This window comes from Actinomycetaceae bacterium MB13-C1-2, assembly GCA_035621235.1.
Classification (GTDB): Bacteria; Actinomycetota; Actinomycetes; order Actinomycetales; family Actinomycetaceae; genus Scrofimicrobium.
Genome location: CP141731.1, coordinates 2,137,528 through 2,157,614 on the forward strand (window position 1 = coordinate 2,137,528; position 20,087 = coordinate 2,157,614).

14 protein-coding genes are annotated in these 20,087 nt (G+C 56.6%); 4 read left to right on the plus strand and 10 right to left on the minus strand.

The window, feature by feature from the left end:
• Positions 1-26 precede the first annotated feature (26 nt).
• Complete coding sequence (gene tkt / locus U6G28_09570; protein WRS29761.1) at positions 27-2,108, plus strand: transketolase; 2,082 nt, start codon at positions 27-29, stop codon at positions 2,106-2,108.
• 312 nt (positions 2,109-2,420) lie between these two features.
• Here the strand turns inward: tkt and secG are convergent, their stop codons facing one another.
• From secG to uvrC, 8 genes are all read right to left on the minus strand, one after another.
• Positions 2,421-2,666: a preprotein translocase subunit SecG gene (gene secG, locus U6G28_09575; protein WRS29762.1), complete on the minus strand. Its 246-nt coding sequence runs from the start codon at positions 2,664-2,666 to the stop codon at positions 2,421-2,423.
• Between the two features lie 292 nt (positions 2,667-2,958).
• Positions 2,959-3,735, minus strand: a complete 777-nt coding sequence (tpiA, locus tag U6G28_09580; protein WRS29763.1) for a triose-phosphate isomerase — start codon at positions 3,733-3,735, stop codon at positions 2,959-2,961.
• A gap of 4 nt (positions 3,736-3,739) precedes the next feature.
• Entirely contained in the window at positions 3,740-4,930 is a 1,191-nt protein-coding gene (locus U6G28_09585; protein WRS31228.1) for a phosphoglycerate kinase, read from the minus strand.
• Positions 4,931-5,040: 110 nt separating this feature from the next.
• On the minus strand, positions 5,041-6,045 hold the full coding sequence (gene gap, locus U6G28_09590; GenBank protein ID WRS29764.1) for a type I glyceraldehyde-3-phosphate dehydrogenase: 1,005 nt from the start codon (positions 6,043-6,045) through the stop codon (positions 5,041-5,043).
• Positions 6,046-6,211: 166 nt separating this feature from the next.
• A complete protein-coding gene (gene whiA, locus U6G28_09595; GenBank protein WRS29765.1) occupies positions 6,212-7,195 on the minus strand; it encodes a DNA-binding protein WhiA in 984 nt (327 codons plus the stop codon).
• Between the two features lie 41 nt (positions 7,196-7,236).
• Positions 7,237-8,235, minus strand: a complete 999-nt coding sequence (locus U6G28_09600) for a gluconeogenesis factor YvcK family protein (protein WRS29766.1) — start codon at positions 8,233-8,235, stop codon at positions 7,237-7,239.
• On the minus strand, positions 8,232-9,200 hold the full coding sequence (gene rapZ / locus U6G28_09605) for an RNase adapter RapZ (protein WRS29767.1): 969 nt from the start codon (positions 9,198-9,200) through the stop codon (positions 8,232-8,234). The genes U6G28_09600 and rapZ overlap by 4 nt, the downstream gene beginning before the upstream one ends.
• 16 nt (positions 9,201-9,216) lie before the next feature.
• On the minus strand, positions 9,217-11,334 hold the full coding sequence (gene uvrC / locus U6G28_09610; protein WRS29768.1) for an excinuclease ABC subunit UvrC: 2,118 nt from the start codon (positions 11,332-11,334) through the stop codon (positions 9,217-9,219).
• A 307-nt stretch (positions 11,335-11,641) separates the two neighbouring features.
• Between uvrC and U6G28_09615 the strand changes: the two genes are divergently transcribed.
• Positions 11,642-13,540, plus strand: coding sequence for an AMP-dependent synthetase/ligase (locus tag U6G28_09615; protein ID WRS29769.1), 1,899 nt, complete (start codon positions 11,642-11,644; stop codon positions 13,538-13,540).
• Between the two features lie 104 nt (positions 13,541-13,644).
• A complete protein-coding gene (locus U6G28_09620; GenBank protein WRS29770.1) occupies positions 13,645-15,609 on the plus strand; it encodes an AMP-dependent synthetase/ligase in 1,965 nt (654 codons plus the stop codon).
• Positions 15,610-15,767: 158 nt separating this feature from the next.
• Here U6G28_09620 and uvrA read toward each other — a convergent pair whose 3' ends face one another.
• Positions 15,768-18,602 (minus strand): excinuclease ABC subunit UvrA, encoded by a 2,835-nt coding sequence (gene uvrA / locus U6G28_09625; protein WRS29771.1) that lies wholly within the window; start codon positions 18,600-18,602, stop codon positions 15,768-15,770.
• Between the two features lie 90 nt (positions 18,603-18,692).
• Between uvrA and U6G28_09630 the strand changes: the two genes are divergently transcribed.
• Entirely contained in the window at positions 18,693-19,064 is a 372-nt protein-coding gene (locus U6G28_09630; protein ID WRS29772.1) for a YciI family protein, read from the plus strand.
• A gap of 133 nt (positions 19,065-19,197) precedes the next feature.
• On the opposite strand, the gene U6G28_09635 is transcribed toward U6G28_09630, so the two are convergent.
• Complete coding sequence (locus U6G28_09635) at positions 19,198-20,046, minus strand: alpha/beta fold hydrolase (protein ID WRS29773.1); 849 nt, start codon at positions 20,044-20,046, stop codon at positions 19,198-19,200.
• Between the last annotated feature and the right edge of the window lie 41 nt (positions 20,047-20,087).

Consider the following 20,087-nt stretch of genomic DNA (forward strand, 5'->3'; position numbering starts at 1 on the left):
TACTGAGACGAAAGCGGTAGGACTCCATGTCTTTCAAATGGGACGAAAAGGATCAACAGGCTGTTGACACGGCCAAGGTACTGGCAGCTGATGCCGTAGAAAATGCCGGGTCGGGACACCCGGGAACGCCGATCTCTCTAGCGGCAGCGGCATATCTGCTCTATCAGCGTTTCCTTCGCTTTGATCCCAGCGATCCCCACTGGCTTGGCCGTGATCGCTTTGTTCTCTCGGCAGGCCACGCTTCGGCACTGCAGTACATTCAGTTGTACATGTCGGGCGTCGGGCTTGAGCTTGATGACATCAAAGGGTTCCGTCACCTCGGCTCCAAGACTCCGGGCCATCCCGAGTACGGTCACACTGACGGCATTGAAGTCACGACTGGGCCACTCGGCTCGGGCTTTGCTGCGGCTGTCGGTATGGCGATGGCTTCTCGCCGCGAACACGGAATCTTTGACGCGGACACCGCAATTGGCAAATCGCCCTGGGATCACAACGTTTACACCATCCTCGGCGACGGTTGCATGCAAGAGGGCGTCACTTCCGAAGCCGCTTCTCTCGCTGGCACTCAGGAACTTGGGAACCTGATCGCCATTTACGACGACAACCGAATCAGTATCGAGGATGATACCTCGATTGCCTTCAACGAGGACGTGGCAAAGCGTTTCGAAGCCTACGGCTGGGATGTCCAGCACGTTGAATGGCGGAAATCAGACGGCGAATATGTTGAGGACGTAGAAGCGCTAAGCAACGCGATTGACAACGCCCTAGCCGATTCATCGAAGCCCTCCCTGATTGTTCTCTCAACCATCATTGGTTGGCCAACTCCGGTAAAGCAGAATACGGGAGGCATCCACGGATCCAAGCTCGGGACTGAGGCGTTGAAAGGGCTGAAGGAAGCTGTCGGCGCCGATCCGGAAAAGATGTTCGACGTTCCGGACGAGCTAATTGAATACACCCGCGGACAGGTTGCAAAGCGTACTACGGCTGAGATTAAGGCCTGGGACGAGGCACTTCGAGTTTGGGCTGAAGCCAATCCTGAGGGCGTTGAGCTATTGAATCGCATTCGTTCCGGTGAGCTGCCCGCCGATTTCGATGCCGTGCTTCCCTCGTTCGAACCCGGCAAAGCCATTGCGACGCGAGCTGCGTCAGGAACAGTAATCAACGCCATTGCCTCTATCATGCCCGAGTTCTGGGGCGGCTCAGCCGACCTTGCTGGTTCGAACAACACAATCGTCAAGGGCGAGGCTTCGTTCTTCCCCGCCGAGCGATCCTCGAAGGAATTTACCGGGAACGTCTTCGGACGTAACCTGCACTTCGGTGTCCGCGAGCACGGCATGGGTGCCATTATGAATGGAATCGCCACCGACCGTCTTACGCGCGTATACGGGGCTACCTTCTTCGTCTTTGCGGACTATATGCGTGGTGCCGTTCGCCTTGCAGCACTGATGAACCTTCCTGTCACTTACGTGTGGACCCACGACTCAATCGGCGTGGGCGAGGACGGGCCAACGCACCAACCAGTCGAGCACCTGACCGCTTATCGGGCCATCCCGAATTTGGCGATCGTCCGTCCGGGCGATGCCGATGAAACAACCTACGCATGGAAAGGCATCCTGCAGAACAACGGACCTGCGGGTCTGATTCTGACTCGCCAGAACCTGCCAAACCCCGGACGCGGACCCGCTACGGGACTGGCCTCCGCCGACGGCGTTCTGAGCGGGGGCTACGTAATCAAGGATTGCGACGCCACCGCTGATGTCATTCTCTTGGCATCAGGTTCCGAATTGCAGCTGGCTCTAGCAGCAGCCGAAGCGTTAACCGTCGAAGGCAACAACGTTCGCGTCGTCTCCATGCCTTGCATGGAATGGTTCGATGCACAGGACGACGAGTATAAAGAGGCTGTGTTGCCGTCGGACGTCACAGCCCGTGTCTCTGTTGAGGCCGGACTGGCCCTTCCCTGGCTTCGGTACGTCGGATCCAAGGGACGATCGGTATCCATCGAGTCTTTCGGTGCGCCCGGGGCCGCAGAGGAACTGTTCAAGCAGTTTGGGATCACGACTGAAGCAGTGATAGAAGCGGCAAAGGAAGCTATCACCATAAACCAGTAGGCAATAGACCTAGACCCTCCTCGAGGTTTGCCAATCAGATAGGGGTGCGACGCGCCGCGAAAAGGCGGCGAATTCGCCCCTATCTGATTGGCAAAGCTAGAACTAGAGCCGGATAGAGGCGCAAGGGTTGATGACACATAGGCTGATGGCATATAGATGGCACGCAAAAGGCGGCCTATATGCCCCATCTGTCCCATAAGCCCAAAAGGCTCCTGTTCCAACTTTGGAACAGGAGCCCCTGTGCATTTACGGCTAACCGACCGATTGTGTGTCTCTATTTAACGGAGGTTTCCCGTATGCCACGTTTACTGTCTAGAAGCCGAACCTAATCATCAGGCCGTAAGCGATGATCGCAAGCGTCCAGAAGACTAGGACACCCACCGTAATCCGGTTTAGGTTCTTCTCTGCGACTCCGGACGAACCGGCGGTCGACGAAATGCCTCCGCCGAACATATCGGAAAGTCCCCCGCCTCGCCCCTTGTGCATAAGCACCGTGAGGATAAGAAGCAGGCTGGCGATAACGATGATCGTGATCATCGCAACCCGTACAGCTACCACTAGTTTCCGTCCAATCCGGCTCTTCGACAGAGCCCCCAGGTCGCTCGCGCGACGTTACTGCTCAACCTTACATGTCAGAAGACCGAGTCAACTAAGTGACCCCCACTCATTGAGTGTGAGATCACCCAGAAACCCGGTCTCCAAAGACGAGTGTCCCGTGCCGCAGGTTCGTTTCCTCAATCCCACACGAGTCGGTACATCGCAAGTGAAACGAAGACACCGCCGAGAGTCTTTGCTCTGTGCGTGAGACAGGGACGAAGTTGCGACGCGGGACACTAGGTCTCCGCGGTCTTTAGTTCTTGTAGTCGCAGATCTTTGCGAACTCGTCGGCATCCAGGGACGCTCCACCGACCAGGGCCCCATCAACGTTCGGCTGCGCCATGATCTCTTTGACGTTGCCGGACTTTACTGAGCCACCGTAGAGAATTCGAATTCCGTCAGCGGTCTCTTGGTCGAACATCTCAGCTAGAAGCTCACGAATCGCTTTCGAAACCTCTTCAGCATCAGCAGGTGTCGCGACTTCGCCTGTGCCGATAGCCCAGACGGGCTCGTACGCAACCACTACTTTCGCGGCGTCTTCCTTCGTGTATCCCTGGAAAGCGCCTTTTAGCTGCGATACGACGTGATCGACGTGCTGACCGGCCTTGCGAATCTCAAGAACTTCGCCGCAGCAGACGATGGGAAGCATTCCCGCCTCCAGGACAACCTTGCCCTTCTGACCGACCAGATCATCTGTCTCACCGTGGTACTCGCGCCGTTCAGAGTGCCCAACGACGACATAGCGCACGCCGAGCTTCTGGAGCATGGTCGCGGATACTTCACCGGTGTATGCCCCGGAGTCAAATAGAGAGACGTCCTGCGCACCGAGTTGAATCTCGAGGTTATCTCCATCGATCACAGTCTGGACGGAACGTAGGTCTGTGAACGGTGGAATTACAACGACTTCGGTGGCCGCATAGTCAAACCGACGGTCATCGAGTTCGGTTGCCAGCTTATTGACGAGGGAGACGGCCTGGACGTGGTCCATGTTCATCTTCCAGTTGCCAGCGATTAGGGGTGTACGTGTCATTTTGTTAGTCCTCCAGAACTGCGATGCCCGGTAGAACCTTGCCCTCAAGAAGTTCGAGGGAGGCGCCACCGCCGGTTGAAATATGAGAGAAAGTATCCTCGTCGAATCCGAGGATACGCACTGCCGCAGCCGAGTCGCCGCCACCAACGACGGTGAAGGCTTCAGTCTTTGACAGGGCTCCGGCCACTGCCTTGGTCCCGTTTGCAAACGCCTCAAACTCGAAAACGCCCATGGGGCCGTTCCAGGCCACGGTCTTCGCGTCGAGGATGTACTTGCTAAACAACTCGGCCGTGTCAGGACCGATATCCAGTCCCATTTCATCGGCAGGAATGTCAGCAACGGTCACAACCGTTGCTGGCGCATCCGGGGCGAACTCGGGAGCCACGACAACATCGACGGGAAGAACGAGGTCAACGCCGTTCTTTTTCGCGGTCTCAAGGTAACCGCGGACGGTGTCCAACTGGTCTTCCTCTAGGAGTGATTTTCCTACCTCATAGCCCTCGGCCTTGAGGAAGGTGAAGGCCATTCCACCGCCGATCAGCAGGGCGTCAGCCTTGGTTAGAAGATTTGCTATCACGCCAAGCTTGTCCGAAACCTTGGAACCACCGAGGATCACAACGTACGGGCGAGCGGGGTTATCAGTTGCCTTGGAAAGGGAGTCAATCTCTTTGAAGACCAGTTCACCAGCGGCAGAAGGAAGAATCTGGGCGATGTCGTAGGTTGAGGCCTGCTTGCGGTGAACCACGCCAAAACCATCCGAAACATACACGTCAGCGAGGGCGGCATATTCCTTGGCCAGTTCCTGTCGTTCCTCATCAACCTTTGAGGTCTCACGAGGATCAAAACGAACGTTTTCAAGGAGGGCCACCTGACCAGGCTCTATGTTTGCAGCCACGGCCTTCGCGGAATCACCAGTTACGTCTTCGGCGAGGACAACGTCCTGGCCCAGCAGTTCGCTGAGTCGTGCTGCGACTGGGGCCAAAGAATACTCGGGGTTCACCTGTCCGCCGGGTCGGCCAAGGTGAGCGGTGATGATTACTGCGGCGCCCGCATCAGTGAGACGCTTAATAGTGGGGAGTGCGGCGCGGATACGACCGTCATCAGTGATTACGCCGTCTTTGAGGGGAACGTTGAAGTCGGAGCGGACCAGAACCCGCTTTCCTTTCAGATCGCCCAGGGAGTCAATGGTTCTCAGCACAGGTGATTGCTTTCTGCTCGGATGTAGAAACTAGTGATTCATGTAGCGGCGCCCGCGCACACAGGACTGCATGCACGGGCGCCAAACTATGATCGGTCAGAAGAAGACTAGAGCTTCTCGCCGACGTAGACGGTCAGGTCAACGAGGCGGTTTGAGTAGCCCCACTCGTTGTCGTACCACGAGACAACCTTGACCTCATCATCAATAACCTTGGTCAGGCCAGAGTCAAAGATCGAAGAGGCCGGGTCACCCTCAATGTCCTTGGAAACAAGGGGCTCTTCCGAGTACTTCAGGATGCCTGCAAGCTCACCCTCCGCGGCAGCCTTTACGGCTGCGTTTACTTCCTCAACCGTGACTGGCTTGGAGGAAACGAAGCTCAGGTCCGTAACGGAACCCGTCGGAACGGGAACGCGCAGGGCGTAACCGTCCATCTTCCCTGCCAACTCGGGCAGAACCAAAGCGACAGCCTTGGCAGCGCCAGTTGAGGTAGGAACGATGTTCAGGGCTGCGGCGCGGGCGCGGCGCAGGTCCGAGTGAGGAGCATCGAGCAGACGCTGGTCACCGGTGTATGCGTGAATGGTGGTCATAAGCCCGCGCTCAATACCGAAGGAGTCATTCAAAACCTTGGCAAGTGGTGCGAGGCAGTTGGTGGTGCAGGAAGCATTCGAGATGATGTTGTCGGTCTCGGGGTTGTAATCCTTCTCGTTTACACCCATGACGAACGTTCCATCGATGTTCTTGCCCGGGGCAGAGATCAGAACCTTCTTAGCGCCACCTTCGAGGTGTGCCTTCGCCTTTTCACCATCAGTGAAGAAGCCAGTCGACTCGATGACGATGTCAACGTTGTTGTCACTCCACGGGATGTTCTTAGGATCACGCTCTGCGTACACCTTCACATCGTGACCGTTAACCGTGATGGAGTCGTCATCATAGGTGACCTCAGCATCCAGGTTGCCAAGCACAGAATCATGCTTGAGCAGGTGGGCAAGAGTCTTCGGGTCGGTCAGGTCGTTCACTGCCACGACCTCGATGTCCGCACCCTGTTCCAACGCTGCGCGGTAGAAGTTACGGCCAATACGGCCGAAGCCGTTAATGCCTACGCGAATGGTCACTATATCCTCCTGATGTGCCTGAGGCACTTCGGTTGTGGTCCACACGAACTGTGCTCGTGTCTGCCGCTCTCTCGCGGCGAGGCACCATCTAATTTACACCGTTAGCGCGTCCGTCGCACCAGCCCTTTGGCCTAACTCAAACCGTGCTGGTGATACAGATGCGCTCTCACTCGTCCTCTAGCATTTCGGGTGTGATTGCCGCCTCAGTGCCGGGTATCCCCTTTTCCTCTGCGACCTTGTCGGCCAGTGCCAGTAGACGACGAATACGTCCAGCGACGGCGTCCTTGGTCAGTGGCGGCTCCGATTTTTGCCCGAGTTCTTCGAGGGAGTCTTCCTTGTACTGCAACCTCAGCTTGCCTGCCTGAAGCAGGTGATCTGGAACGTCGTCCCCCAGAATCTCAAAGGCTCGTTCAACCTTGGCTCCGGCAGCCACGGCAGCTCGCGCCGACCTTCTGAGGTTCGCGTCATCAAAGTTGGCAAGCCGGTTAGCACTCCCCCGTGCTTCACGTTTCTCTCTTTGCTCCTGCCACCTTGCGAACGTCTTGGGCGCACCCAGAGCCTCAAGAAGCGCGGCGATTGCGTCCGTGTCACGGACGGTAACGCGAGAAGTGCCCCGAACATCCCGCCCCTTAGCAGTCGCACCGAGCCGTCTGGCACAGCCAACCATCGCGAGCGCCGATTCGGGGCCGGGACAGGTGACTTCGAGCGTGGATGAGCGGCCTGGTTCCACCAGAGAGCCACGAGCGAGAAAAGCCCCTCGCCATGCCGCTGCTGCTTCGCCCTTGCCCGCGCCGACGATGCTTGTGGGGAGTCCGCGGACCGGCCTTCCAGCGGAGTCGATGAGCCCGGTGCTTCGAGCCAACCGATCCGAGTCTTTTACTACTCGGACCACGTACCGGTTGCCCTTGCGCAGCGCTCCTCCAGAGACAATAATCACCTGACACTCAACGCGGTAGAGGCGCTCGAGGAAAGCCTGAAGACGCTTCGCCACCAACTCCGTATCCACTTCAGCTTCGATGAGAATGCGTCCCCCCACCACGTGCAAGCCTCCTGCGAAGCGCAGGAGCACAGAGCATTCGGCTCTGGCCTCTGAAACTGAGGCTGGATTCTGTATTGCGATCTCATTCTTGAGTTCAGCGGTTAGGGACAACTCTGCATCTCCGACTTCTACGGCACTTCGGTCGATCTAGGTTACGCCAACCAGGTCTCGGTCTGTCCAACCTCACCCAGGTAGCCATCAAAACCATCTCGGAGGGCGGCTGCGAGGCGTAGTGGATCATGGACAAAGTGATCGTCAGCGGCGCGGACCTGTCGTAGCAGGACACGTGCTCCGAGCTCTGCCCCAATCTCCATCAGGTCGTCCACGTCATCCACGGACGTCGGATCGGCGACAATAATGTCTAGTTTTAGGTCGGGTGCTGCATCACGAACCGCCCTGACCAAGTCGCCCGAACTCATTCGTGCAGTCTCGGACTCTTGCAGCGACAGGTTGAGGACCAGCGCTCGGTGAGCCTCGGTGGTGACGATCGCCTTTCTCAGGTCATCAATCATCAAGTGCGGAATTACCGACGTGTACCAGGATCCGGGTCCGAGGACGACCCAGTCCGCATCGGAGATCGCCTCAATCGCATCGCCGGGAACAGGAGCATCCCTAGGCTCAACTCTGAGGTCGCTGATCTCCCCTCCTGCGACCGCAACTGCCGCCTGACCCTTTATTACCTCCCGAACGCCATCGCGCTCCACGGTCGCAGAAATTTTCAGGGGTTCTAAACTCATCGGTAGAACTCGCCCGTGAGAGTCAAGCAGTCTAGCGACACCATCCAGGCCGGCAACAGGATCGTCGAACATCTGCCACATCCCGAGGATTAGCAGATTGCCTAATGAGTGATTGTCCAAAGGGCCGCTGGTGCTTAGCCGCTGCTGCATCAGGTCACGCCACGTAAGTCCCCACTCGGACTCATCACAAAGGGCGACCAAAGCCATCCGAAGGTCTCCGGGTGGCAATGTCCCCGCCTCCTGACGAATTCTCCCAGAAGAACCACCGTCGTCCGCAACGGTAACCACCGCGGTAAGGCTGTGGGTTATGTGTCTAAGCGCACGCAACGTCGCCGACAGGCCGTGGCCTCCACCAAAGGCAACGACCTTGAGCGCTTCTTCACCACCGCCACCGTGTCTGCGCCAACTGTTCACTTACGCCCCATATCTCGATGAATCACATGAACTTGGGCTCCAGCGTCTCGCATTCTCGATGCAAGACGCTCGGCCACTGCAACGGAGCGGTGTCTGCCCCCAGTGCATCCCACCGCAACCGTCACATAGGGCTTTAGCTCTTTTGCATAGCCCGGAAGAGTACTGAGGATTAGGTCGGCATAGGTGTCTGTAAACGCCTCGACCCCCTGTTGTGCCATCACGTAGCTTGCCACCGGCTGATCGCGACCTGTGAGTCGCCGGAGTTCATCCACCCAGTACGGATTCTGTACAAAACGAACATCTAGGACATGATCCGCATCCAGGGGGAGGCCGTGCTTGAACCCGAAGGACATGATAGACACCTGCACCGGCGCATCCTCAGCACCCGCAATCGTGTTTCGCATGTGTCGCGCCAGATCATGCACAGACATCCCGGTCGTGTCGATAATTTCGTCAGCCCGTGCCCGAAGCGGAGCGAGTAATTCGGTCTCGGCTCGAAGACCCTCTGCCAGGGTCCCGTTGCCCTGAAGCGGATGCGGCCGGCGATTCGCCTCAAACCGTCGCACCAACTCGTCGTCGTCTGCCTCCAGATAAACGATCCGATAGGGCACGCCCTGTTCACGCAACTCATCAAGGGTTCCCTCAAGTGATTTGAAGAACTCACGGCCGCGAACATCGACCACTGCTGCAAGTCTGTGTACGCCCTCTCCCTGCGTCGTCATCATTCCAACCAATGCGTGAAGCATCGCCGGAGGAAGATTGTCGACCACATACCAGTCCAGGTCCTCCAGAGCGTTCGCGGCATGCGACCGTCCAGCACCTGAGCGCCCGGTGATTATTAGGATCTCGTTTGGACTCGCCCCTTCGCCGGACTTCGGACTCGTAGTGGCTTTGCGTTCAAGCGCGGGGATTCCATGGGGCGCAGTAAGCGGATCCTGGTTTCCTTTGAACTCCGCTTCATTCATAAGACAAGCATGCCATCTATACGGGTTCAGTTGGTATCGAGTTCTGAGAAGGGTCCGAGTCACTCGGAACCTGGGGATTTAGGTGCTCTGATATTGCGTCTGCCAGCGACGGACCGACTCCAGCCACCTCCGTAAGCTCGGTGATGCTGGCCTCTCGGATGCGTTTTACCGATCCAAAATGTTTCAATAACGCTCGTTGCCTCGCCGGTCCAAGGCCGGGGACTCCGTCAAGAATCGAGCGGGTCATCGCACCCTGACGCTTCTTACGATGCTTAGTTATGGCGAATCGATGGGATTCATCGCGCAGATGCTGTAGGAGATACAAGGACGGAGAGGTTCGAGGAAGAATGACGGGGTATGCGCTACCGGGAACCCAGACTTCCTCCAATCGTTTCGCCAGTCCAACGACGGGAAGATTCACCCCGACATCTAAGAGCGCCTGCCGCGCTGCGTTCACTTGCGCGAGCCCACCATCAACGACCACCAGTTCGGGGTCGTAGGCAAATCTTCGCGGCTTACCTGAGTCCGCAGATACTTCACCCGAGGTCAGCTCAAACTCATCCGATCCGTCCTCGTCGACATCACCGGCCCACCTTCCAGACCCAAAGGTCTTCCACTCCTCCTCCGCCTCCTGTGTGGCCTGCGTCCTGCCGAGCCGCTTAAACCTGCGGCGAAGCACCTCTCCCATCGCCGCGGTGTCATCTTCGGCAGCTCCCTCTTCCCCCCGAATCGTGAAGGTTCGATAGGCGTTTTTACGAGGGATTCCGTCCTCAAACACCACCATTGATGCCACTTTGTGTTCGCCACCAGTGTGGGAAATATCGAAGCACTCAATCCGCAGTGGCGCACTGTCAAGTCCCAGTGCTTCCTGCAGACCCTCAAGAGCCAGTGCCCGCTGAGTTAGGTCGCCGGCGCGGCTGGTCTTGTGAAGCCGAAGGGCATCTTTCGCATTCGTAAGTACCGTTTCCATAAGCTGTGCCTTTTGGCCACGCTTTGGGACCCTTATACCTACTTTTTTGCCGGCGAGTTCCCGGACAACGTCTTTCAAAGAAGCAAGGTCCGAAGGCTCAACCGAGACCAAGACCTGTCTGGGAATCGCGTCAACTGGAAGATGCGCTACATCGTCCACTGATGTTGGAGCAGCCGACCTTTGCGCCTGTCCCAGGGCAGCGCGATCCACATAGACCTGCTCCAGGAGATCATGCATCAGGTCCGCCTGTGAGCGCTCATCAACTCTATCGATTACCCAACCTCTGGTACCCCTGATTCGGCCACCTCTGACGAAGAAGGCTTGAACCGACGCATTCAGATCATCGGCGGCCAGGCCAAAGAAGTCAGCGTTTACATCCGGGTCCATCACTAGGATGTTCTTCTCTTGTACCTTTGCCAGGGCGTCCAGCTCATCACGCCGCTTCGCCGCGACCTCAAACTCAAAGTTTGCTGAAGCCTCACGCATTTGCGCCTCAAGCTGATCGGTGAACCTGGCAGTATCCCCGTCCATAAACCGGCATAGGTCCTCTGCGAGCTTCCGGTGATCTGCGGCACTGATGCGTCCCACGCACGGCGCACTACAGCGATCAATATAGCCAAGTAGGCACGGCCTACCCTGTGCCTCCGCTCGCCTGAAAACTCCAGCACTGCAAGACCGCACCGGGAACACGGGGAGCAAAAGATCGATAGTCTCGCGGATCGCCCAGACTTTTGTATATGGGCCGAAGTATCGCGCGGCCGGTTTCTTAGCATCGCGGGAAATCGCTACACGGGGAAACTCCTCCCCCATACTCACTGACAGATAGGGATACGATTTGTCGTCGCGATACATCACGTTGAAACGCGGATCGAACTGCTTTATCCACTGGAACTCAAGCGTCAGTGCCTCAGACTCGCTTCCCACAACGGTCCACTGAACAGAAGATGCCTGGGACACCATCTGCGCAGTACGAGGGTGAAGGACCGCTGGGTCCTGAAAGTAGTTGGTCAGGCGTGAACGAAGGTTCTTAGCCTTTCCAACGTATATGACGCGCCCCTGCTCGTCACGGAATCGGTAGACTCCCGGTGCCCTGGGAATGTCTGAGGTCGAAGGACGCCAGGGCGGACCCGGATACGGGCCAACCTTGTCTTTACTTTCCTCCAACCCGGATTCCCCCTCCCTACTACTCGGACAATCTTAACTCGTTGGTTCGGCTGGCAGTCCTCCAAACGAGGCAACGAGCACACTGGGACGGTCAGCTGGGATTACAAAGACCCGTAATAGGTCGTTCTGCACCGACCGAACTCCTGGGCGTCGCCCAGGTCCTCTACGCAGAGGCATATCGGACCGACCTTGATTACTAACTCGCGCCCGCGGGCAACAGCCCGTCATGGATTGATGGTCCTGTGACGGATGACGCGCACCCCCACCTGAAAACACTCAGAATTATCTTTCAAATTTTGTAAGATGAGTGACCAAGGACTTACGCCTACTAATCGAGCGAGGACTAATGGAAGCCACAGATGCGACTCTGAGCGAGCTAGCAGGACTGCCGGAGCTCACCGAGGATCAACTTCAGTACATCGCTCCGATGAACGAAAAAATGACCATTCCTGGCCTTTACGAGTACAGGGCAAAAGTTCGTCCCGGCAGTATCGTCGCCGAGAGAAGAAGCGAAATCGGCGGTTGGCGCGCGGTTACAATCGAAGAATTCCTCGCCGAAGTTGAGGTCTACGCCCGAGGCCTAATCGGTATGGGCGTCCAGGCCGGTGAATCTGTTGCTTTGCTCGCCGCAAACTCTTATCGCTGGATGGTCCTGGATCTGGCGATTCTTTCTATAGGCGCGATCACAGTTCCAATCTATGAGTCCGACTCGGTAAAGCAGATTCATCACATCCTTGAGGATGCAAACGTGGTCTTGGCAATCACGGACACTGCGCAGCAGGCCGACTTGGTCGAGTCCACTCGGACAGTGACGCTACGCAACATCATTTCGATGGACCGCGGGGGCGAGCGCGAGCTCCAGGCATCGGCCCGATACGTTGCTCCGATCGCCGTCTCAGACCGACAGAGCAAGATGCGGATAGATGATCTGGCAACCATCATCTACACCTCGGGGACTACGGGCGTTCCGAAAGGCGTTGAACTCACTCATAGAAACTTCGTCGGCACCTCCGTGTCGATTCATATGGAACTGTTTGACCTCGCGCACGATCCGAATACTCGAATTCTTCTATTCCTTCCCCTGGCACACGTCCTTGCGCGGTTCGTCATGCATGCACTGGCCTCCGGCGCGGGTCGCGTGGGTTTTTCGCCCGACACCTCAAACCTGGTTGGCGACATTGGGTCGTTCCAGCCGAGCCTGCTTCTGGTCGTCCCTCGTGTGCTCGAAAAGGTCTACAACGCCGCTCACGCGAAAGCGGGCGGTGGCGCCAAGTCGAAGATCTTTAGCTGGTCGGCCTCGGTCGCAAAGTCAAATGGCGCTGCGGTCGAGACCGGTGCAAAGGCGATGTCTGGACTCAAGTACACCGTTGCCGACGCCCTGGTGCTCAAAAAGGTGAAGAAGATCCTGGGACCGAACCTAAAGTACATCGTCTCGGGGGGCGCTCCCCTGGCATCGGACCTCGCTGCCTTCTACCGCGGCCTGGGCCTGACTTTGATGGTTGGCTATGGTCTTTCCGAGTCCACCGGCCCGATTACCGTACAAAGGCCCGATTACACACCCGCCGGTACAGTCGGCCCGGTTCTTCCGGGTAATGAGGTTCGCGTGGATGAGGAGGACGGAGAAGTGCTTCTGCGCGGCGTTTCCGTGTTCCCCGGTTACCACAACCTTCCGGAAGAGACGGAAGAAGTGTTCTCAGACGGATGGTTTCGCACCGGCGACATTGGTTCGCTCGATGAACATGGCCAACTGAGTATTACCGGGCGTAAGAAGGGAATTATTGTCACCGCGGGCGGCAAGAATGTTTCCCCGGAGGCCCTAGAAGATCGCCTCTCGACGCATCCTCTTATCGGTCACGTAATTGCCGTTGGTGACGCGAAGCCATTTGTCAGCGCTCTGATTACCCTCGATCCCGAGATGTTGCCAATCTGGCTTGAGAATAAGGGCCAACCGATAGTTGACCCGGTCACGGCGGCGGAACTCCCCGAGGTTCGCAACTCACTGAAGAAGGCCATAAAGCGGGCCAACAGTAATGTCTCCAGGGCTGAGTCGATCCGCAAGTTCAGTATCTTGAACGCTTCGTTCACTGTCGAGAACGGATATCTGACTCCCTCACTGAAGCTCCGTCGCAATCAGGTTCTACACGACTATGCCGATGAGATTGAAGCGCTGTACTCCGGTTCCGGCCAGGACGTGTCGCCACAGTAACAACGTGACGAACCCAAAGCCCTGTTTCCTTGATTGAAGATGTTCTTTCTTCATTCGAGCGATAGAGTGTATCGGTCTGCACTTCTAGGATGAAGGACCACCCGATGCACCAGCGCAAGGATGGGGCGTGGGAAAATCCCGCGGTTATTCGAGTAAGCCCCGACCTCAGCATTCCAGGACTCATTTTCGACCGCGCGGTCAGAGACCCAAACCAAGTGGTGGCCGAACGTAGAGTTTCTGGCGAATGGCATCAAATTCGAGCTGAAGAGTTCACCTCGTACATCGAGGATCTGGCCCGGGGACTATACGCCATGGGGTTGCGTCCAGGTGATCGGATGGCGATCCTTGCTGCCACATCGCACGAGTGGGCCGCATTCGATATCGCCGCACTTTCTTTGGGTGCCATAACAGTGCCAATTTATGAGAGCGATTCTGCTTCCCAGATTGAGCACATCCTTTCTGACGCTGGTGTCTCCATCGTGGTTACCCAGACCGCACAACAGGCCGATCTGGTGAACTCCGTGAAGTCGGCCGAGGTAAGGGAAATCCTCTCTCTGGACCGCGGTGCCGAGCGGCTATTGATTGACGCCGGGGCACCCGTGCCGGCCGAGACTGTCAACGAACTCCGTGACCAGGTAAATCTGAGCGATATCGCCACAATCATCTATACCTCGGGCACGACCGGAAACCCGAAGGGCGTGGTGCTGACCCACGGCAACTTTGTTGAGGGTGCTCTTCAGGCTTATGACATCCTTCCCGGCCTCATCAACGACCGGAAATCAAGGACCCTTCTGTTTCTTCCCGTTGCTCATGTACTGGCGAGATTCGTGATGATAGCGATTCTTATCGGTGAGGGTCGACTGGGGTTCTGTCCCGATATTAAGCACCTGATCAACGACATTGAGACCTTTGAACCGACGATGATGCTTGCGGTTCCTCGTGTGCTCGAAAAGGTATACAACACCGCTTCGCAGCAGGCTGGCAAAGGGGTAAAGAAGAGGATTTTTGCGTGGTCGGCGAAAAAATCGCGGATGATGTCGGAAGCAACTGCTTATCCGCGCCCAGGTGAGTCAGCAAAAGCTCCCATTCCACACCCGGGACGGCCAGAGACCGACTTTAATCCAAGAACCTCAGACGGGCCCACGATGACCCTTCGAGCACAGCACCGGATGGCGGACGCACTGGTCCTACGAAAGATCAGAAAGATCCTGGGACCCAATCTTCACACCATCATCTGCGGCGGGGCGCCACTTTCAATCGATCTGGCAAACTTCTACCGCGGAATTGGCATCGTCCTTCTGCAGGGCTATGGCCTATCTGAGACCACCGGGCCAATCACAGTCGAGCTTCCGTCAGACTATCCCCCGGATTCCGTTGGGTATCTATGGCCAGGAAATGCGATGAAACTCGCCGATGATGGCGAACTGCTTCTTCAGGGAATCTCGGTTAGTGCCGGTTACCACAATCTTCCTGAAGAAACGGCAGAGACCTTCAAAGACGGCTGGTTCCACACGGGTGATCTGGCATCTATTGATGATGAGGGACGACTCAAGATCACCGGACGCAAGAAAGAACTGATTGTGACAGCGGGCGGAAAGAACGTCTCACCTGAGATACTTCAAGATGCCCTCTCAACCCACCCCTTGATCAGTCAGGTTGTCGTTGTTGGAGACGGGCGTCCTTACATTGGTGCGATCGTCACTCTTGACCCTGAAATGCTTCCGGCTTGGCTTCGAAACAAGGGTCTACGACTAGTTCCAACGAACAGGGCTGCTGAGCTTCCTGAAGTTCGTGAGTCACTTGAACGGGCAATCGAGAAGGCCAACTCCCAGGTTTCGCGTGCGGAGTCAATCCGCAGATACCGAATTCTGAACATGGACTTCACCGTTGAGAACGGCTATCTGACCCCCTCGCTCAAGCTCAAGCGCCACAAGGTCCTAGCCGATTTTAAGGACTATATCGACGGGCTTTACGCCATGAGCGACGAAGAGTTGTCGCACAGTGGGGCTTCAGTAAATGGGACCGGCCAGCAACACGACGGGGAGTCGAAAGAACAGACTGCGAAGTAGTGTGCCCTCTAGCACTGTGGCCGCCTTTTCGCAGGGATGTCGTTTAGGGCTTGTGCCCAGAAACGTAATGGCCATTACCTCACGACTCGCCTTGCGCTCGATAGGCCGTAGTTCGCTCGATCCAGGGGTGCTACTGTCCTAGGAACGTGTTGTCCGCGCTACTTCAGGACTTGCGCCAGATACTCTGCGGTGTAAGACCCCTCAGCTTGAGCGACCTGCTCCGGTGATCCCTCCGCGATGACCCGGCCACCGTTCGATCCGCCACCCGGTCCCATGTCAATCACCCAGTCTGCGCTCTTTATGACGTCCAGATTGTGTTCAATGACAATGACCGTGTTGCCTTTATCTACCAGGCCTTGAAGCACCAACAGTAGTTTGCGGATATCTTCAAAGTGCAGCCCTGTGGTTGGTTCATCAAGAACGTACACCGTTCGCCCGTTTGAACGTCGATGCAGTTCTGAGGCGAGCTTAACTCTCTGAGCCTCACCGCCGGAAAGCGTTGTCGCAGACTGTCCTAGCCTGACATAACCCAAACCGACCTCAACTAGTGTGTTTAGGTGCCGAGCAATACGAGGGATGGCTTGGAAAAACTCTGCGGCCTCCGAGATCGGCATATTCAACAGATCAGCGACCGATTTCCCTCGGTAAAGAATCTCAAGTGTGTCGCGGTTGTACCGGCTGCCCTCGCAGACTTCGCAGGGAACGTATACATCCGGAAGAAAGTTCATCTCAATCTTGATGGTTCCGTCGCCCTTGCAGGCTTCACAGCGACCACCCTTGACGTTGAACGAGAATCGTCCAGGCCCATATCCGCGAACCTTGGCCTCCGTGGTATCCGCGAATAGATTCCTAATGTGGTCCCAGACGCCAGTGTAGGTTGCGGGGTTCGACCTGGGGGTTCGACCAATCGGCGACTGATCGACATGAACGATTTTGTCTAGGTCGTCCGTACCTGTGATGGAGCGATGGCGACCCGGAACCTGCCGCGCTTTGTTCAAACGATTTGCCAGAGAGCGGTAGAGAATCTGGTTGACCAACGTTGATTTTCCCGACCCCGAGACACCTGTAACCGCGGTGAGTACCCCTTTGGGGAAGTCAACCGTGATGTCCCTAAGGTTGTTCTCTCGCGCACCCTTGACCGTAATCATCCGGTCTTCGTCTATCGCTCGACGTTCTTCGGGGATCTCGATGCGACGCTTGCCGGAAAGGTACTGACCAGTGACCGAGTCCTTCGTTTTGAGCAGTCCAGGAAGAGTGCCCGAGTAGACGACCTTACCGCCGCTCTCTCCCGCACCGGGACCGATGTCAACGACCCAGTCGGCAGCCTCCATGGTCTCTTCGTCATGTTCGACGACAATCAGTGTGTTACCCAGATCGCGAAGATGTTCAAGAGTGCCGATCAATCGACTGTTGTCCCGTTGATGGAGCCCGATAGACGGTTCGTCCAAGACGTAAAGAACACCCACCAGTCCCGACCCGATCTGGGTTGCAAGACGGATTCTCTGTGCCTCTCCCCCAGACAGAGTGCCCGCTGCTCGGGCCAGTGTCAGGTAATCCAACCCCACATCCACCAGGAACTTAAGACGAGCGTTGATCTCCTGAAGAATTGGTCGAGCGATCTGTGCTTCGCGACCGGTCAGTTCAAGGTTCTCGATGAACTCACGTGTTTCACCAATTGCTGCTTCGGAGACTTCGGCAATGTTCTTTCCCCCAACTCTTACCGCCAGCACCTCGGGCTTCAGTCGCGCTCCGTGACAAGCAGGGCACGGAACCTCCCGAAGATAGGACTGAAGTTTGTCCTTAACCAGGGTCGAGTCAGACTCTTGGAGCTTTCGCTCAATAAAGCCCATCGCTCCTTCAAAGCCCGTGTGGTAGGACCTTTCACGTCCCCACCGGTTGCGGTAGCGGACATGGATCTGGTGATCAAGCCCGTGCAACACCGCGTCTTTCGCCTCGGGTGGCAGGTCCTTCCACGGCGCACTCATATCGAAATCAAGCTGCTTCGCTAATCCCTGTAGCAGACGCTGATAATACTTGTTGTTACCGCGCCACACAACGATTGCCCCGTCCTCCAGGGACACCTCTTCATCGGGAACTATTAGGTCTGGATCCACTTCTTGCTTGGCGCCGAGCCCACTGCACTCGGGGCAGGACCCGTATGGAGCATTGAAAGAGAAAGTCCTCGATTCGATCTCATCCAATGCCAGGGGATGATCATTTGGACATGCCCGTTTTTCTGAGTAACGTCTGCGTCGGGCCGGATCCTTCTCATCGAGATCCACCAGATCAATCGTTACAAGGCCGTCGGCTAGTTCTAGCGCGGTGTCCACCGAATCGCTAAGACGTCGATGAATATCGTCCTTGACGACCAGGCGATCAATCACGATATCAATATCGTGCTTTAGCTTCTTCTCGAGAAGCGGCGGACTATCGAGACGGATCGCTTGACCATCCACGATCGCGCGTGAGTACCCCTTAGATTGGAGTTCAGCAAACATCTCGGAGTATTCGCCTTTGCGACCCCTTACAACCGGCGCGAGAACCTGAAATCTAGTGCCTTCGGGAAGAGTCCCAACACGGTCAACGATCTGCTGCGGGGTCTGCGCGGTGATTTGTTCGCCGCAGACTGGACAGTAGGCGATACCCGCTCGCGCAAACAACAGACGCAAATAGTCATGGACCTCAGTAATCGTACCGACGGTCGACCGCGGGTTTCGCGAGGTCGACTTCTGATCAATCGAGACCGCAGGAGAAAGTCCCTCAATGAAATCGACATCCGGCTTGTCCATTTGCCCCAGAAACTGGCGCGCGTACGAGGAAAGGGACTCAACGTACCTCCGCTGCCCCTCGGCGAAGATCGTATCGAATGCCAACGAGGACTTGCCCGAACCGGAGAGCCCCGTGAAGACGATCATCTTGTCACGAGGCAGTTCTAGATCAACATTTTTTAGGTTGTGCTGCCGAGCACCCCGCACGATCAACTCTTCACTCACTCCCCCGAGTTTAGTCAATTGATGCGCGAATAGTACATGTGTTCGATCACGGCGTACCTCTTGACTGGGAACGGGGGCACATTTCCCCAAATGCAAAGGACAACGCTCTCGCTGTCTGCGATCAATCTGTTCCATAATGTAGCCATGGCCTTTTATGTGATCGAGTATCGCTACAGCCAGGAGCTTCGTAACCTGGTCAACGACTTTCGACCCGCGCACCGCAACTACCTTCGCGAGCTTGAGAGTCAGGGAAAACTAATCAGCTCCGGGTTTCTTCTAGATGCTGCGTATGACGGCGCAATGCTGATAGTGCGAGCGGAGACCTCCACTGAGGCACTAAACCTTTTGGATGAAGACCCGTTCAGACTGAACGATCTGATCGAGGATGTTTCGGCACGCCGCTGGATCCCAACTATCGGCGTCCACGCCGACGAGTTCGACGTGGAGTTCCCGATCTCCTAAACCACCGCACTATGAGCCACTAAACCGATGCACAGATCTTCCGGTAAACAAACGCAAATTTGAGGCGCGGATCCTGTCAGCGAGAGGGTGGCACAACAGATCCCTTGGCGGGCGGGGATTTGGGAGACACGCCCTAGTTGACGCAAGAAATCAGTTCAGTTAGCAGATCCGCTACCAACCGGGGTTCTTCCACGGCGGTCATGTGTTTTGTTCCGGCCACTACTTCAAGCGACGAGTTCGGTAGGCTCTGCGCCAGTTCGCGTCCCTGATCGGGAGTCATCCCCGGGTCGTCCTCGCCGATGACCAGAAGCGTCGGGACGCGGACACCCGCGGTGCCTGAGCGCATGTCGGTTCCCGCAATCAGCTGGCAGCATTGAGCGTATCCATCTGGATTCGTTGCCAGGAATGTCTTGCGCGTATCGGCAACTGCTTGCTTTCCTTTGCCTTCTCTGAAGTCTTTGCTAAACCAGCGTTCCATGGTTGAATCAGCCAAGAAACTCTGACCTTGGGACCTCACTTTTTCTGAGCGTTCAAACCATGCATCATGTGGCAACAGAACCGCACCGGAACTAAGCATCGAAAGAGCCGCGAGATCAGAAGGATATTCTTCGGCGAAAGCTAGCGAGACCATTCCTCCAAGTGAAAGCCCCGCAATTACTGGTCGGGGGCCACCGTCTGAGATCACCCCGAGTTCAACCAAGCCGGAACGCAGGGCTCGTGCCGTGTCAATGACAGATGTCTGGTCCGCCCGGTCTTGTGCAGATGAAATCGCTAGCAACCCAGACTCTCCGTGTCCGGGCTGGTCCCAGAGAACAACCTCAAGTCCGGGAGGAAGCAGAGGCAGAACCCAGTTCCACATTGTGTGGTCAACACCCAGCGCGTGCCCTAAGACCAGAATCGGGTAGCTGGCAGTCGGCTTGCCCGGTACGGCGTAGCGGTAAAAGGCCAGCGGTCCAGAAACATCCAGTCGATCGGTTGACATAGAGACCTTCCTTTTCTCCAGAAGCTAATTCGCCGTGATCG